Annotated in this window: 15 protein-coding genes and 1 tRNA gene; 10 read left to right on the top strand and 6 right to left on the bottom strand. The window is 67.8% G+C overall.

Annotated features, from left to right (window positions below; translation table 11 throughout):
• Positions 1–51: 51 nt before the first annotated feature.
• Positions 52–819, bottom strand: coding sequence for a hydroxyacylglutathione hydrolase (gene gloB / locus ABE957_RS05760; protein WP_349757727.1), 768 nt, complete (start codon positions 817–819; stop codon positions 52–54).
• A gap of 95 nt (positions 820–914) precedes the next feature.
• Between gloB and ABE957_RS05755 the strand changes: the two genes are divergently transcribed.
• From ABE957_RS05755 to nudC, 3 genes are all read left to right on the top strand, one after another.
• Positions 915–1,697 carry a class I SAM-dependent methyltransferase gene (locus tag ABE957_RS05755; RefSeq protein ID WP_349757726.1) on the top strand — a complete coding sequence of 261 codons (783 nt, stop codon included), beginning with the start codon at positions 915–917 and terminating at the stop codon, positions 1,695–1,697.
• 117 nt (positions 1,698–1,814) lie between these two features.
• On the top strand, positions 1,815–2,576 hold the full coding sequence (gene dnaQ / locus ABE957_RS05750; RefSeq protein WP_349757725.1) for a DNA polymerase III subunit epsilon: 762 nt from the start codon (positions 1,815–1,817) through the stop codon (positions 2,574–2,576).
• On the top strand, positions 2,576–3,349 hold the full coding sequence (gene nudC / locus ABE957_RS05745; protein ID WP_349757724.1) for an NAD(+) diphosphatase: 774 nt from the start codon (positions 2,576–2,578) through the stop codon (positions 3,347–3,349). The genes dnaQ and nudC overlap by 1 nt, the downstream gene beginning before the upstream one ends.
• Positions 3,350–3,360: 11 nt before the next feature.
• On the opposite strand, the gene ABE957_RS05740 is transcribed toward nudC, so the two are convergent.
• On the bottom strand, positions 3,361–3,672 hold the full coding sequence (locus ABE957_RS05740) for an SCP2 sterol-binding domain-containing protein (RefSeq protein ID WP_349757723.1): 312 nt from the start codon (positions 3,670–3,672) through the stop codon (positions 3,361–3,363).
• A gap of 151 nt (positions 3,673–3,823) precedes the next feature.
• Between ABE957_RS05740 and sohB the strand changes: the two genes are divergently transcribed.
• Positions 3,824–4,870 carry a protease SohB gene (gene sohB / locus ABE957_RS05735; protein ID WP_349757722.1) on the top strand — a complete coding sequence of 349 codons (1,047 nt, stop codon included), beginning with the start codon at positions 3,824–3,826 and terminating at the stop codon, positions 4,868–4,870.
• Positions 4,871–4,876: 6 nt separating this feature from the next.
• Here sohB and ABE957_RS05730 read toward each other — a convergent pair whose 3' ends face one another.
• Positions 4,877–5,209, bottom strand: a complete 333-nt coding sequence (locus ABE957_RS05730; protein ID WP_349757721.1) for an ArsR/SmtB family transcription factor — start codon at positions 5,207–5,209, stop codon at positions 4,877–4,879.
• A 342-nt stretch (positions 5,210–5,551) separates the two neighbouring features.
• Between ABE957_RS05730 and ABE957_RS05725 the strand changes: the two genes are divergently transcribed.
• The 3 genes from ABE957_RS05725 to ABE957_RS05715 all read left to right on the top strand — a co-directional run bounded on the left by ABE957_RS05725 (position 5,552) and on the right by ABE957_RS05715 (position 9,157).
• On the top strand, positions 5,552–7,459 hold the full coding sequence (locus ABE957_RS05725) for a propionyl-CoA synthetase (protein WP_349757720.1): 1,908 nt from the start codon (positions 5,552–5,554) through the stop codon (positions 7,457–7,459).
• 180 nt (positions 7,460–7,639) lie between these two features.
• A complete protein-coding gene (locus ABE957_RS05720) occupies positions 7,640–8,323 on the top strand; it encodes a 7-cyano-7-deazaguanine/7-aminomethyl-7-deazaguanine transporter (RefSeq protein WP_349757719.1) in 684 nt (227 codons plus the stop codon).
• A 54-nt stretch (positions 8,324–8,377) separates the two neighbouring features.
• The gene (locus tag ABE957_RS05715) at positions 8,378–9,157 is read left to right on the top strand and encodes an alpha/beta fold hydrolase (protein WP_349757718.1); all 780 of its coding nucleotides are present in this window, start codon (positions 8,378–8,380) and stop codon (positions 9,155–9,157) included.
• A 50-nt stretch (positions 9,158–9,207) separates the two neighbouring features.
• Here ABE957_RS05715 and ABE957_RS05710 read toward each other — a convergent pair whose 3' ends face one another.
• Positions 9,208–10,422, bottom strand: a complete 1,215-nt coding sequence (locus tag ABE957_RS05710) for an ABC transporter substrate-binding protein (protein WP_349757717.1) — start codon at positions 10,420–10,422, stop codon at positions 9,208–9,210.
• Between the two features lie 155 nt (positions 10,423–10,577).
• Between ABE957_RS05710 and ABE957_RS05705 the strand changes: the two genes are divergently transcribed.
• Positions 10,578–12,284, top strand: a complete 1,707-nt coding sequence (locus tag ABE957_RS05705; protein ID WP_349757716.1) for a potassium/proton antiporter — start codon at positions 10,578–10,580, stop codon at positions 12,282–12,284.
• A gap of 93 nt (positions 12,285–12,377) precedes the next feature.
• Here the strand turns inward: ABE957_RS05705 and ABE957_RS05700 are convergent, their stop codons facing one another.
• On the bottom strand, positions 12,378–12,932 hold the full coding sequence (locus ABE957_RS05700; protein ID WP_349757715.1) for a YaeQ family protein: 555 nt from the start codon (positions 12,930–12,932) through the stop codon (positions 12,378–12,380).
• A gap of 227 nt (positions 12,933–13,159) precedes the next feature.
• Positions 13,160–13,250 (bottom strand) — tRNA-Ser (locus ABE957_RS05695).
• 122 nt (positions 13,251–13,372) lie between these two features.
• Here ABE957_RS05695 and ABE957_RS05690 point away from each other — a divergent pair.
• A complete protein-coding gene (locus tag ABE957_RS05690) occupies positions 13,373–13,843 on the top strand; it encodes an NUDIX hydrolase (protein WP_349757714.1) in 471 nt (156 codons plus the stop codon).
• 79 nt (positions 13,844–13,922) lie between these two features.
• Positions 13,923–14,597: a Bax inhibitor-1/YccA family protein gene (locus ABE957_RS05685; RefSeq protein ID WP_349757713.1), complete on the top strand. Its 675-nt coding sequence runs from the start codon at positions 13,923–13,925 to the stop codon at positions 14,595–14,597.
• The last annotated feature ends 6 nt before the right edge of the window (positions 14,598–14,603 follow it).

Here is a 14,603-nt window from a genome sequence, read left to right as displayed (position 1 = left end):
ACGAAGGCCTGCCCCAGGGGGCAGGCCTGAAAACGTCTGTCATCAGAACGTTCAGAAGTCGTCTTTCCAGGCGCGTAGCGTGGTAAAGGTCGCCAGGCTGGTGTCGGTGTCGCCATGGGCGGCGGCGGCCTGGCGGATGCCGGCCGAATCGCAGCGCAGGAAGGGGTTGATCCGACGTTCACGGCCGAGGGTGCTCGGCAGCGTGGGGCGATCGAGCTCGCGGGCGCGGCGGCACTCCTCCTGGGCCGTCTGGACGTCGGCATTGTCCGGGTCGGCGGCGCGGGCGAAGGCCAGGTTGGCCTGGGTGTACTCGTGGGCGGCGAAGACCAGGGTCTCCTCCGGCAGGGTCGCCAGGCGCGACAGCGACTCATGCATCTGCTCGGGCGACCCCTCGAAGAGGCGGCCGCAGCCGCCGCTGAAGAGCACGTCGCCGCTGAACAGCAGCGGCGGGATGCCCGCCGTGAAGAAGCCGATGTGATCCAGGGTGTGGCCGGGCAGGGCGAAGACCTCGAACAGCCGACCCATCACCCGCACCTCGTCACCGTCGCCGACCCGCTCGTCGATGCCGTCGATGGCAGGGTTGGCCGGGCCGATCACGCGCGGCGAGTAGCGCGTGATCAGCTCGCGCAGGCCGCCGGTATGATCCGGGTGGTGGTGGGTGATGAGCACGGCGCCGAGCTCGAGGCCCTCGCGCTCCAGCCACTCGATCACCGGCGTTGCATCGCCCGGGTCCACCACGCAGACGGCCTGGCTCGTATCCTGGCGCAGCAGCCAGATATAGTTGTCGCTAAAGGCGGGGATCGGTGTCACGCTCAACATGGCTCAGGATCCTTGACGGAGGCGTTCCCAGACGCTGCCGCGATTCGTTGCGATATGGCTTGCAAAACACGGCACTGTGGAGGGATAAGGGCGTTATGTCAAATTCGCGGGATCTTCATGGACTGGCGCAGCTGGTACGGGACGGCCGCCGCTACTGGTCGTCGCCGGTGGGGCGCGCCCTGTGGCGGGCCGAGCGCGCCTGCCTGGGCCCGGTCTGCGAGCGCCTCTTCGGCCGGCACAGCCTGGAACTCGGCATGGCGCCCGTGCTGAGCGACATCTGCCCGATCCGCCATGCCCTGAGCTGGTCGCCGACCCGCGAGATGGCCGCCCATGAATCGACCCTGGTGTGCCCACCCGATGGCCTGCCGCTGCCCGATGACAGCCTGAGCCTGGTGGTGATCCATCACCTGCTGGAGGTGGTGCCCGACCCCCATCACATGCTGCAGGAGGCGGCCCGCGTCACCGCCGACGACGGCCGGCTGATCATCTTCGGCTGGTACCCGCTGAGTGCCTGTGGGCTCTCGCGCGCCTGGCCGGGGCGGCGCGAGCTCATGCCCTGGCGAGGGCGCTGGCGCACGCCCGGACGACTAGGAGACTGGCTGGCGTTTGTCGACTTCGAGATCGACCGGGTAGACTATTGCGGCTTCCATCTGCCCGGCAGCCTGCCGCGCAACGCCATGTTGGAGACCCTCGGGCGGCGTCACAACTTGCCGCTGGGCGACAGCTACATGATTCACGCCCGGCGCCGTACCCAACTGGTCCAGCCCCAGCGGCCGGGGCTTAACCTGGCCAGCCCCCTGGTGGGGCCGAGCCTTGGCAGCGCCACCCGAATCCGTACCCCGCGCGAGGCGCTGCGCGAGAAGGAACCGTTGGGGTGAGGCAAGGCGCCCGCTGCTTCGCGCCGTGACGTCCCACTGTGTACGGCCGCGCCTGCCCCTGGCGTCCCGCTCCTGGCTTTTCCATCCCCTGTTACCCGCGAGTCGACGAGAGACCCCATGCGTCAGATCATCCTGGATACCGAGACCACCGGCATCGACCCCCGTGACGGCCACCGCCTGATCGAGATCGGGGCGGTGGAGATGGTCAACCGCCGTCTCACCGGCAACTCCTACCACCAGTTCATCAATCCCGAGCGCGACATCGAAGCCGAGGCCGTGGGCATCCACGGCATCACCAACGAACGCGTGGCCGACGAGCCGGTGTTCGCCGAGGTCGCCGACGCCTTCTGGTCCTTCATCGAAGGGGCGGAGCTGGTGATCCATAACGCACCCTTCGACGTGGGCTTCATCGATCACGAGTTCGGCCTGCTCAACGCGCGCCGCGGCGAGCCGCGCCTCGGCCCGGTCGCCGAGCACTGCCGGATCCTCGATACGCTGAAGATGGCGCGCGACCTCCACCCCGGCCAGCGCAACAACCTGGATGCGCTGTGCAAGCGCTACGACATCGAGAACGGTCACCGGGTGCTGCACGGCGCCCTGCTCGATGCCGAGATCCTCGCCGACGTCTACCTGGCGATGACCGGCGGCCAGACCGCGCTGTCGCTGGACGCCTCGGCGGCCTCGGAGGGGGCCTCCAGCGAACAGCAGGGCCTGTCCATCCGCCGGCTGTCGCTCACGCCGGGACAGCTGCGCGTGGTGCGCCCCGGCGAGGACGAGCTGGCCGCCCATCACGCCAAGCTGGGCCGCATTCGCGAGGCCGCCGGGGAGTGCCGCTGGGATGCCCATGCCGGGCTCGTCGGCGAGGAGGGGAGTCGCTGATGCTGCGTCGGGAGCTGCCCAGCGAGGCGACGGCCGGGCGAGTGATACGCCTGGCCCGCGGGCGCATTGCCCCTGGGGCCGACGACAGTCCCCTGCAGCCCATTCAACCCTGGCACGGCCGGGTGCAGCCGCTGTGCTGGTGGCAGGAGGAGCCGGTGGCGCTGTCGCTGGAGGAGCAGCCGGGGGAGGACTGGCCGGAGGCCCGCGAGTGGCTCGCTCGGCTGCCGGAGTCCTGGTACGCGCTGGTCGCCACCTCGCTGCAGGTGGCGGCCTGGCTCCAGAACCATCGCTTCTGCGGCCGCTGCGGGACCCCGGCGTCGCGGCTGGACGCCGAGTTCGCCATGCACTGCGCAGCGTGCGGCCATCGCAACTATCCGCGTAACTCGCCCTGCATCATCACCCTGGTGACCCACGGCGAGTCGCTGCTGCTGGCGCGCAGCCCGCGCCACCCGCCAGGGCGCTACTCGACCCTGGCCGGCTTCATCGAGCCCGGTGAGGCCGCAGAGGAGGCGGTGCGTCGCGAGGTCTTCGAGGAGGTGGGGCTGAGCGTGGGGCGGGTCAGCTACTACAAGAGCCAGCCCTGGCCCTTCCCCCACTCCCTGATGCTGGGGTTCTTCGCCGAGGCCGCCAGCCGGCGCATCCGCATCGACGGGGTCGAGATCGCCGACGCCGCCTGGTTCAGTCCGCGGCGCCTGCCCCAGCTGCCCCCGCTCTACTCCATTTCGCGGGCGCTGATCGAGACCCATCTCAAGGAGGTCGGGGGCCGCGGCTGACGGGCGCCGGGTCAGCAGCTCGGGAAGAGACTCGAGAGCTTGGTGGCCAGCATGACGTTGCCGGTCGCCTTGAGCTTGCCGCTCATGAAGGCGCTCATGCCATTGATCTCGCCGTTCATCACGCCCTTGAGGGTCTCGCTGCTCAGGCTCAGGCTGACCGAGGGATCGTCATGCTCGCCCTCGTGCACCTCCAGCTCGCCGTCGTCCACCACCAGGTAGTGATCGCCGACGTCGCTGAAGTGGAACTGAAAGACTTCGTGCATGCCGCTGGCGGCGTCGGCATCGAATCGGCGCTTAAGCTTGTCGAGGGTGGCATCAGACATCGGGGGTCCTTTCTGGGTGGTGGGGGTGCATCTTGGGAAGGATGGCGTGGCTGTCAGCGTATTTGAAACACCTGTTTGAATCAAGCGCCCTTGTGCCTCGGGGAGGGCCCCGGGCAGGATGGTATCAGGGCGAGTCGACGCGGAGAGGACGATGAACGAGTGGCTGACGGATTTCGGCATGTTCGTGGCACAGCTGTTGACCCTGGCCCTGGTGGTCGGCCTCGGCGCGGCGCTGTTCGTGAAGGCGCGAGGCGAGACGGGGGAGCGCACCCGGCTGCGTCTCGAGGAGCTCAACCAGACCCGCCGCCAGCGCCGCCGGCGGATGCAGCTGGTGGCCAGCCAGCCGGGAGCCCGCAAGGGCCTGCTCAAGGCCTTCCGCCGCGACGACAAGGCACAGGCGCGCGGCGGTTCTAAAGGCGAGGGCGAAGACGGGGCGCGCCCCACGGTCTGGGTGCTCGACTTCCACGGCGACATCAAGGCCAGCGCCACCGGCCGCCTGGCCGAGGAGGTCTCTGCGCTGCTCGAGGTGGCCGGCGACAACGACGAGGCGGTGCTGCGCCTGGAGTCGGCCGGGGGCCTGGTGCACAGCTACGGGCTCGCCGCCGCCGAGCTCGACCGGCTGCGCCAGGCGGGACTCTCCACCACGGTCTGCGTCGACAAGGTGGCGGCCAGCGGCGGCTACCTGATGGCCTGCGGCGCCGACCACCTGCGGGCCGCGCCCTTCGCGGTGATCGGCTCCATCGGGGTGGTCGCCCAGCTGCCCAACCTCCATCGCCTGCTCAAGCGTCACGACATCGACGTCGAGATGCTCACGGCGGGGCGCTACAAGCGCACCCTCACCGTCTTCGGCGAGAACACCGACGAGGGGCGCGACAAGTTCGTCCAGGATCTCGAGACCACCCATCAGCTGTTCAAGCGCCACGTGGCCGAGCGCCGCCCGGGCCTGGACATCGAAGCGGTGGCCACCGGCGAGATCTGGTACGGCAGCGATGCCCTCGAGCGGGGCCTGGTGGACGACCTTGGCACCAGCGAGGCCTATCTGGTCGAGCGCATGCAAGAGGCCCGGGTCATCAGCCTGAAACTGGAGCATAAGCCGACGCTCTCCCATCGCCTGGGGCTGGGGATCTCGCGGGGGGTGGAGCGAGGCGTCGAGCGGGGGCTGGAGATGCTCGACGCCGGTCGCTGGCAGAAGCGCTGACGGCGTTTACGGCCTGCCATCGAGGGCCAGGCTGCCGAGCGCCTCGATGAGGGTACGGGCGCGCTCGCCCTGCAGCGAGTAGTAGATGGTCTGTGACTCGCGGCGGGTCGTGACGAGGCTCTCGCGACGCAGGATCGCCAGGTGCTGCGACAGCGCCGACTGGCTGAGCACCAGCCGCTGGTTCAGCTCGGTCACCGATAACTCGGTGCCGTCCAGCAGGCAGAGAATCCGCAACCGATTGTCGTTGGCCATCGCCTTGAGTAGGGAGCTGGCCTCGTTGATGACCGCCTCTCCGCCTTCGAGGAGGCGTGCTGACGCACCTCTGGTGGTAGTGCCCATGATCTGTGCCCTGCGTTGCAGGCGCCGCCCATGGTCGGTCGCCTGCGCGGTGAAAAAGGATCCCCTGAGTCCACGCCTGGGGGGTGTGCTCGGTCGTTCGTCAGACCTTCTGATTCAGCTTATTCGCAATAATAGCGCAGCCTGGACGCCAACGCCGGATCAACGATGCCCAGGCGAGGGCGCGTCCGGCGGTGGTGGCGCGCGTGTTGTTGACAATAGTGGGGAGGTTTCTCGTCCTTTTGTCGAAGATTAGCCGATGGTATGAGGTTTGGCGGCGCAGTATGTTCTAGAGTGTCAACAATCAACGCCCTTTCCTCGATTGCTGACAGGATGCTGACGCGCATGTATCACGACGAGTTCCGCCGCTCCATCGATCAACCTGAGGCCTTCTGGGCCGAACAGGCCAAGCGTATTCCCTGGTTCACCCCGCCTACCACGATCCTCGAATACGACGAGGCGAATCACGCCCGCTGGTTCGTGGACGGTGAGCTCAACATCTGCCACGCCGCCCTGGACCACCATGTCGAGCAGGGGCGGGGTGATCAGCCGGCCGTCTACTGGGATTCACCGGTCACCGACAGCAAGCGGACCCTGACCTTCGCCGAGATGCGCGACCAGGTGGCGCGCTTCGCCGGGGCCTTGAGGGATCTGGGGGTGGAGAAGGGCGACCGGGTGGTGATCTACATGCCCATGGTGCCCGAGGCCCTGGTCGCCATGTACGCCTGTGCCCGCCTCGGGGCCATCCACTCGGTGGTGTTCGGCGGCTTCGCGCCCCACGAACTGGCGGTGCGCATCGAGGACGCCGAGCCGAAGGTCGTGATCGCCGCCTCCTGCGGCGTCGAGGGCGACCGGGTGCTGCCCTATAAGCCGATCATCGATGCCGCCATCGAGCAGAGCACCTACAAGCCTGAGGCCTGTGTGATCCTGCAGCGCGAGCAGCACGCGGCCGAGCTGAGCACGGCGATCGACCATGACTGGTCGGCCCTGGTCGAGCGGGCCATCCCGGCCGAGTGCGTGCCGGTCAAGGGCAGCGATCCGCTCTACATCCTCTATACCTCCGGAACCACCGGCAAGCCCAAGGGCGTGGTGCGCGATACCGGCGGCTATGCCGTGGCGCTGGCCTACTCCATGGAGACCATCTACGACGTGGCGCCGGGCGAGGTCTTCTTCTCGGCCTCCGACGTGGGCTGGGTGGTCGGCCACTCCTATATCGTCTATGCGCCGCTGCTGCGCGGCGCCACCACCCTGGTCTACGAGGGCAAGCCGGTGAAGACCCCGGATGCCGGAGCCTTCTGGCGGCTGATAAGCGAGTATCGGGTCAAGAGCTTCTTCACCGCGCCCACCGCCTTTCGCGCCATCAAGAAGGAGGATCCGGATGCCAAGCTGATGGCCCAATACGACATCAGCTGCCTCAAGGCGCTGTTCCTGGCCGGCGAGCGGCTGGATCCGCCGACCTTCCACTGGCTCGATGATCTGCTGACGGTGCCGGTGATCGATCACTGGTGGCAGACCGAGACCGGCTGGCCCATCGCCGCCAACCTGCACGGCCTCGAGCCGATGCCCACCAAGGCTGGCAGCGCCACGGTGCCGGTCCCCGGCTTCGACGTGCAGATCCTCGATCGGGAGGGCGAGCCCTCCGGCGCCATGGAGCAGGGTAGCGTGGTGATCAAGCAGCCGCTGCCGCCCGGCTGCCTGTCCGGCGTGTGGCGCGATCCGAAGCGCTTTCACAGTGCCTACATGGCTGCGTTCCCCGGCTACTACCTTACCGGCGACGGCGGCTACTTCGACGAAGACGGCTACCTGTTCATCATGGGGCGCACCGATGACGTCATCAATATCGCCGGCCATCGCCTCTCCACCGGCGAGATGGAGGAGGTCGTGGGCGCCCACCCCGCGGTGGCCGAGTGCGCGGTGATCGGCATCCACGACGCCCTCAAGGGGCAGCTGCCGGTGGGGCTGGTGATCCCTAAGGATGGCTTCGAGGGGGATGAGGTGACCCTGGAGAACGAGCTGATCGGCCTGGTACGCGAGAAGATCGGCCCCATCGCCTGCTTCAAGCAGGTGCTGGTGGTCGACCGCCTGCCTAAGACCCGCTCCGGGAAGATCCTGCGCAAGCTGCTGCGCAACATCGCCGACGGCCAGGAGTTCGGTGTGCCCTCGACCATCGACGACCCGGCGAGTCTTCAGGATGTCCACGAGGCGATGAAGGAGCGTTCGGTCGGCGCCGCCGAGGAGGCCCGCCAGGTCTGAGCTCCGAGCGACTCAGCTGTGATGCCACGACGCCGCCCCCTAGGGCGGCGTCCTCATGTGGGCAGGGCCCTTCCATGGCCAGGGTGGCGGCCAGGTCGTATAATGCGCGGCCCATTCTCGCCACGCGCGAGTGCCGATCCACGAGGGTTCCCTCACCCCTCCCCAAAAAAGGATGCCGTGATGTTCGTGCTGTCCGAGGCCCAGACCCGGCGCTGCCTGGCGCTGCTGGTCGCCTTCCATATCCTGGTCATTGCCGCCAGCAACTACCTGGTGCAGCTGCCGTTCACCCTGTGGGGCTTTCATACCACCTGGGGCGCGTTCAGCTTTCCCTTCATCTTCCTGGCGACCGATCTCACCGTGCGCCTGTTCGGCAAGGAGCCGGCCCGGGCGATCATCCTGCGCGTGATGCTGCCGGCACTGGTGATCTCCTATGTCGTCTCCGTGGTTTTTCCCCGCGGCGGTTTCGCCGGCCTCGAGGCGTTGGGCGAGTGGAACCTGTTCGTCGCCCGCATCGCCCTGGCGAGCTTCATGGCCTACGTGCTGGGACAGCTGTTGGACGTGCAGGTCTTCGACCGGCTGCGCACCCTCAAGGCCTGGTGGGTAGCGCCGGCCGTCTCCACCGTGCTTGGCAACCTCGCCGATACCTTCGCGTTCTTCTCCATCGCCTTTCATCGCAGCCCCGATCCCTTCATGGCCGCCAACTGGCCGGAGATCGCCTGGGTCGACTACGCGATCAAGCTTTGCATCAGCCTGGCGTTCTTCCTGCCGCTCTACGGCGTGCTGCTGGCCTGGCTCAGCCGTCGGCTGGTGGCGGTGACGGGGCGCGACGACGTGATGCCGGACGAGGCGCGCGCGCCTTCCTGATGCTCTGACGCCGGATACCCCAGCACCCGAACCCCTGACGCCAAGGAGGCTTTCATGCCCACCGATCTCCACTTCCTCGATACCGGCGGCGACGAGACCCCGCTGGTGGTCATCCACGGCCTGCTGGGCAGTGCCGACAACTGGCGCTCCCACGCCAAGCAGTGGCAGCGGCGCCGTCGGGTGATTACCGTGGACCTCCGCAACCACGGACGCTCGCCCCACGTGACGGGGATGGGCTACGACGCCATGGCCGAGGACCTGCTGGCCCTGCTCGATCGCCTCGACGTCGAGCGCGCCCACCTGCTGGGACACTCCATGGGTGGCAAGGTGGTGATCAGCCTGGCGCGGCTGGCGCCTGAGCGGGTGGCCTCGCTGATCGTCGCCGATATTGCCCCGGTGGCCTACGGGCACGACCACGACAGCGTCTTCGCCGCCCTGCGCCGCGTCGAGGCAGGCTCGCCGACCAACCGGCGCGAGGCCGATGCGCTGCTCGCCGAGCACGTCGACGAGCCCGCGGTGCGGCTGTTTCTCGCTACCAACCTCGAACGCGACGAGGCGGGCATCCTGAGGCCGCGCATCGGCCTTGACGAGATCCAGGACGACTACGAGACGATCATGGGCGAGCCGGCGGGCGAGGGCGCCTTCGAGGGGCCGACCCTGGTGTTGCGCGGCGCTCAGTCGCGCTACGTGACCGACGAGATGCTCCCGGCGCTTCATGCGGTGCTGCCACGGGCAGAGATCCAGACACTCGAGGCCGGCCACTGGCTGCATGCCGAGCAGCCTTCGGCCTTCCAGGCGGCGGTCAACGCCTTCCTGGAGGCGCTGGAAGACTAGCGGGGGTTGGCCACTGTGCGGACCACTTGGCGGGGCAGTTAGCGGGTCGCTTAGCGAGAAAGCGCCCCGGGGTCGACGGCCAGTCGGGAGACCGGATGGCGTTCATCCAAGATGCCGGTCTCGAGCAGGTACGCCTCGAAGCGACGGTAGCGGCCCTGGTCCAGGGCCGCGGGGCTCAGGCTCAGGCGCGGACGAATCTGCTGCCAGGCCTCACGGTTGACCGGGGTGTCGATGCCCGGCTCGGCGGTGGCGATCAGCATCCACGCCTCTTCCGGGTGGTTGGCGATCCAGGCCGAGGCCTCCTCCAGCGCCTCGACCAGCCGGCGAATGGCGTCGCGCTGTGAGCCCAGGTGATCGCGGTTGGCCAGCAGAACCAGACCGTCGTGCAGCGGGATGCCGAGGGCTTCGCTGGTCAGCGTGCGGGTGGCGAGTCCCTCGTCGGCCAGTTGGCGCGGCAGCAGGTGGCGCATGGCGCCGATCACCCCCTCCACGCGACCCTCGCGCAGCGCATCGCCGAGGCGGAAGTGCAGCTCCTCGGTCTCGACCTCGTCATCGCGCACGCTGGCCTCGCGCAGCAGGGCCGCGAGCAGCACGTCTCGGCTGTCGGCGTCGGCATGGCCGATGCGCGCACCGGCCAGGTCGACCGCCGCGGTGATGTCGCTGTCCTCGCGCACCACCAGGGCGCTCAGCGGCATGGCGACCAGGGTGGCGACCCGCACCAGCGGCAGCCCGCGATCCACTCCGAGATGCAGCAGCGGCTGGCGAGCCAGGGCGAGATCGATACGCGACGCCGCCAGCAGCTTGATGGGCACGTCCGGGTCGGCGGGCGTCGAGAAGGTGACTTCCAGTCCGCGGCTGGCGAACAGGCCGCGCTCCCGTGCGACGATCAGCGCGGCATGCCGCGGGCTGGGGGTCCAGTCCAGCATCACGCTGAGCGGGGTGACGGGGGGCGGCTCGATCGGCTCCGCCGGGCGCAGGGCGATGGCCGGCACGCTGGGGCGAGAGGGCGTGTCGACCGCCGGCCCCCGGGGGGCCTCCCGGTAGCGCCGGCGAATCGCCTGCCGCTCGGCGATGGCGCGCGCCGCTTTATCGGCCAGGGCCTCGAGATCCAGCACCATCACCTCGGTGCCCAGCGGCAGATAGCCCTCCCGGGTGTCGGGATCGGCCGATGCGGCGTCGGCCGCTGCCGGTCCGGTCGGCAGCAGGCAGGCGATCACCAGCAGGACGATCGGCCAGCGACGCCGACGAACAACGGGGGGGATCATAGAAAGGACTCCTGCCATGCGCGGTACCCGGTCAATGGTGCCGCGCAAGCTTAACCGCTGGCGGTCGGCCACGGCCAGTGGCGGGCGCCAACGAAAATCGCCGCGTCGAGCGTGACATGCGATACTTTGCCCTCTCGCAGCCAAGGCAGGCGGCCATGGATTCGATCAACAGTCTGTTCCTGCTCAGCGGCTTCCTGCTGGCCCTGAGTATCCTCGCCAGCCGGCTCTCCTCGATGGCCGGCGTGCCGCTGCTGCTGATCTTCCTGGGCCTGGGGATGCTGGCCGGCGAGGAGGGGCTGCTCGGCATCCAGTTTGACGACTACTCCCTGGCCTTCTCCATCGGCCACCTGGCGCTGGCCATGATCCTGCTCGACGGCGGGCTGCGCACCCGGCTGAAGACCTTCCGCGTCGGCTTTCGCCCGGCGCTCTCCCTGGCCACCTTCGGGGTGTTCATCACCAGCGGCCTAGTGGGGCTCTTCGCCATGTGGGTCTTCGACCTGAGCCTGGTGCAGGGCCTGCTGGTGGGTGCCATCGTGGGCTCCACCGATGCCGCCGCGGTGTTCTCGATGCTTAGCGGGCGCGGCGTCAATCTCAACGAGCGGGTCGGCGCCACCCTGGAGATCGAGTCGGGCACCAACGACCCCATGGCAATCTTCCTGACCCTGATGCTGGTGGAGGTGCTGGTCGGCGACATCGGCGGGGTGGGCGAGACCCTGCTCTTCCTGGTGCAGCAGTTCGGTCTGGGGATCCTCATCGGGCTCGGCGTCGGTTGGCTGAGCGCCCGGTTGTTGAGCTGGCTGGACCTGGCGCCGGGGCTGTATTCGCTGCTGGCCCTCGGGCTCGGTTTCTGTGTCTTCGGGCTGACCAGCGCTCTGGGCGGCAGCGGCTTTCTGGCGATCTACCTGGCCGGCCTAATGATCGGCAACCGCCCCGGGCGCCATCTCGCCTTCATCCTGCCGGTGCACGACGGCCTGGCCTGGCTCTCCCAGATCGGCCTCTTCCTGGTGCTGGGCCTGCTGGTCACGCCCAGCGAGATGATGGACTATGCGCTGCCGGCGCTGCTGGTGGCCCTGGCGCTGATCTTCGTCGCCCGGCCGCTGGCGGTGCTGATCGTCGTCAAGCCCTTCTTCAAGTTCCGCTGGCGGGAGATCGGCTTCATCGCCTGGGTGGGCCTGCGCGGGGCGGTGCCCATCGTGCTGGCGATTTTCCCGGTGATCGGCGGGGTAGAGAACGCCTCGCTCTACTTCAATGTCGCCTTCGCGGTGGTGCTGCTGTCGCTGCTGATCCAGGGTGGCTCTTTGCCGTGGATGGCGCGTCGCATGAAGGTCGAGCTGCCGCCCACCGTCACGCCCAACCGTCGCGGCCCCTTGGGCATCCTGCCGGAGAACGACTACGAGATGTTCGTCTACGAGGTGGAGAACGCCGACCTTGAGGACGTGCCGATTCGGCTGTTGCGCTTCCCCTCTGGGGCCCTGATCTCGGCGCTCTTCCGTGAGCATGCCATGCTGCACCCCAAGGGCAGCACCCGACTGCGGCTGGGCGACGTGATCTGCGTGATCGGCCGCACCGATGACCTTCCAGCCCTGAACCGCCTGTTCAACGGGGACGCCAAGCTCAAGCGCGAGCGGGCCTTCTTCGGCACCTTCACCTTCGACGGCGACGCCTTCATGCGCGACATCGCCGACGCCTATGGCCTCACCCTGAGTCCCGGCGAGCAGGACATGACCCTGGCCGAGTTCGTCTCGCTGCGGGTCGGCGGGCATCCGGTGGTGGGCGACGACGTGGACTGGCACGGCATCCATTGGGTCGTCAGCGCGATGGAGGGCAATCGCGTGACCCGAGTAGGGCTGCGTCTCTATTAAGAGGAAGAGCTAGGCTGCGCTTTTATTGAGCGCAGCATGATGCGTTGGGGCAATGAGGGCCGACGGGGAGGGGCGAGGAGCGGTCTTGGCCACTCACGCCTGCCGGGTCGCCGCCTTGAGCACCTCGAGGGTGACCTCGACGGCCTGTTCGCCGTCGGCGAGCCACACCGTGTCATCCTGCAGGGTGGCGCTCAGGGACATGCTCTTCGCCGCCATGCCCGCCAGCGACTGCACTGCCTCCGGCGCGATGGCGACTACCGTCAGGTTGTCGAGGGTCGCGAGCTTGCCGGCCAGCGAGTCCCACCAGAGCGCGGCGCCATGGCCGCTGTAGGTGTAGAGGATGACCTCGTCGGCGCGGCCGCAGGCGCGGCGGATGCCCTTCTCGTCGGGCTGGCCGAGTTGGATCCACTGCTCGATCTCACCGGTGAGGTTCTTGCGCCACAGGTCGGGCTCGTCGTCGGTGCTCACGCCGCGGCCGAAGGCCAGGGCCTCGTCGGCGTTCAGCGCGAAGGCGAGCAGCCTGACCATCATGCGCTCGTCGGTTTCCGAGGGATGTTGCGCCACGGTCAGGGCATGATCGGCGTAGTAGTGCCGGTCCATGTCGGCGACCTGCAGCTGTACTCGATGAATCGTTGCCTTCAGTGCCATGGCGGGATGGGCCTTTGTCGGGTGGCGGCCTCGCGGTGCAAGGGCGCGGGATGATGCCGTCGGGCGTTGCCCGGTGGCGCCTCGAGAGTGGACAGCGGGGAAGGGACCCATGTTTCGCGTCCGGACGCGGCGTGATCGTCGCGCGACGATCCGGTGCGCCGCCATCAGTGTGGTCCGTACGCTGAAACAAGAAAACCAGCCGCAGGGGGCTGGTTTTCATCAAAAGGTGGCGGAGGGACAGGGATTCGAACCCTGGGTAGGCTATTAACCTACGCCGGTTTTCAAGACCGGTGCATTCAACCGCTCTGCCATCCCTCCGGCTTACGGATGCGTACTCTACCAGCTTTCATCCGCAGGTCAAGAGCCCATCTGGATCAGGATGTTAGCCCCCGGTTCAGGGGTGGGGCACAATGGGGGCACGATGATCGCAGGAGACCCTTATGCCTAAGCGCTCGGCAGGTACCACAGTGCACCCCATACCCGCTGTGTCGGCCGCGGTGATGAGGGACGATCGCATCCTGATGGTCAGGCGGCGCAATCCCCCCAACGCGGGCAAGCTGGCCTTGCCCGGCGGCAAGGTCGAGGCGGGGGAGAGCCTCCAGCAGGCCGCGGCCCGCGAACTGCGAGAAGAAACCGGCGTGCTGGCCGACCCGCGGCGCATCTTGACCGCCCTCGACGTCTTCGATCACGACGCCGAGGGTGCGCTGATCATGCACTTCGTCATCGTGGTGGTCCAGCTGGAGTGGCAGGGCGGCATCGAGGCGGCCGCGGACGATGCCACGGCGCTCTGCTGGATGGACTTGGCGGCCCTAGAGCACGCTGGGGAGGAGGTCTGTGACTCCGCGGCGCGGGTGGCGCGGCGGGTCCTGGAGGAGGCCTCAGCCGCGGAAAAGGCGTTGAACCCTGACTAGCCGGGCGCTTGCGTCGGGAACCATCTGGCTGCATCCTAAGTCTAGTGCCTAGTCCAACCATACAGGGAGCTTCGGATCCATGGCTTATCAAGAGACGCAGACGACACGTCAGCAGACGCAGTCGCAGTCGGTCGGTACCAGCAAGGTCCTTCGCAATACCTACGGCCTGCTGGCGATGACCCTGCTGTTCTCCGCGGTCACCGCGGGCGCAGCCATGAGCATGGGCATCGAGCGCATGAACATTTTCGTGTTCTTCATCGGTGCCTACGGCCTCATGTTCTTGGTGCACAAGACCGCCAATTCCGCGATGGGGCTGCTCGCCACCTTCGCCTTCACTGGGTTTATGGGCTTCACGCTCGGGCCGATCCTGAGCGCCTACCTCACCCTGCCCAACGGCGCTCAGCTGATCATGACCGCTCTGGGCATGACCGGCATCACCTTCGTGGGGCTCTCGGCAGTGGCGCTGATCACCCGCAAGGATTTCAGCTTCCTGGCCAACTTCCTGATGGCCGGCGCCATCGTGTTGATCCTGGCCATGCTGGCGGGCATCTTCCTGCAGATTCCGGCCCTGTCGCTGATGGTCTCCGCCGGCTTCGTGCTGTTCTCCTCGGCGGCCATCCTCTATCAGACCAGCGAGATCGTGCATCGTAGCGGCGAGACCAACTACATTCTCGCCACCATCACGCTCTACGTGTCGATCTACAACCTGTTCATCAGCCTGCTGTCGATCCTGGGGATCATGAGCCAGGACTGACCCCAA

Source organism: Halomonas pelophila, from assembly GCF_040196315.1.
Lineage (GTDB): Bacteria > Pseudomonadota > Gammaproteobacteria > Pseudomonadales > Halomonadaceae > Halomonas > Halomonas pelophila.
This window is presented reverse-complemented; position numbering and strand designations above follow the sequence as displayed.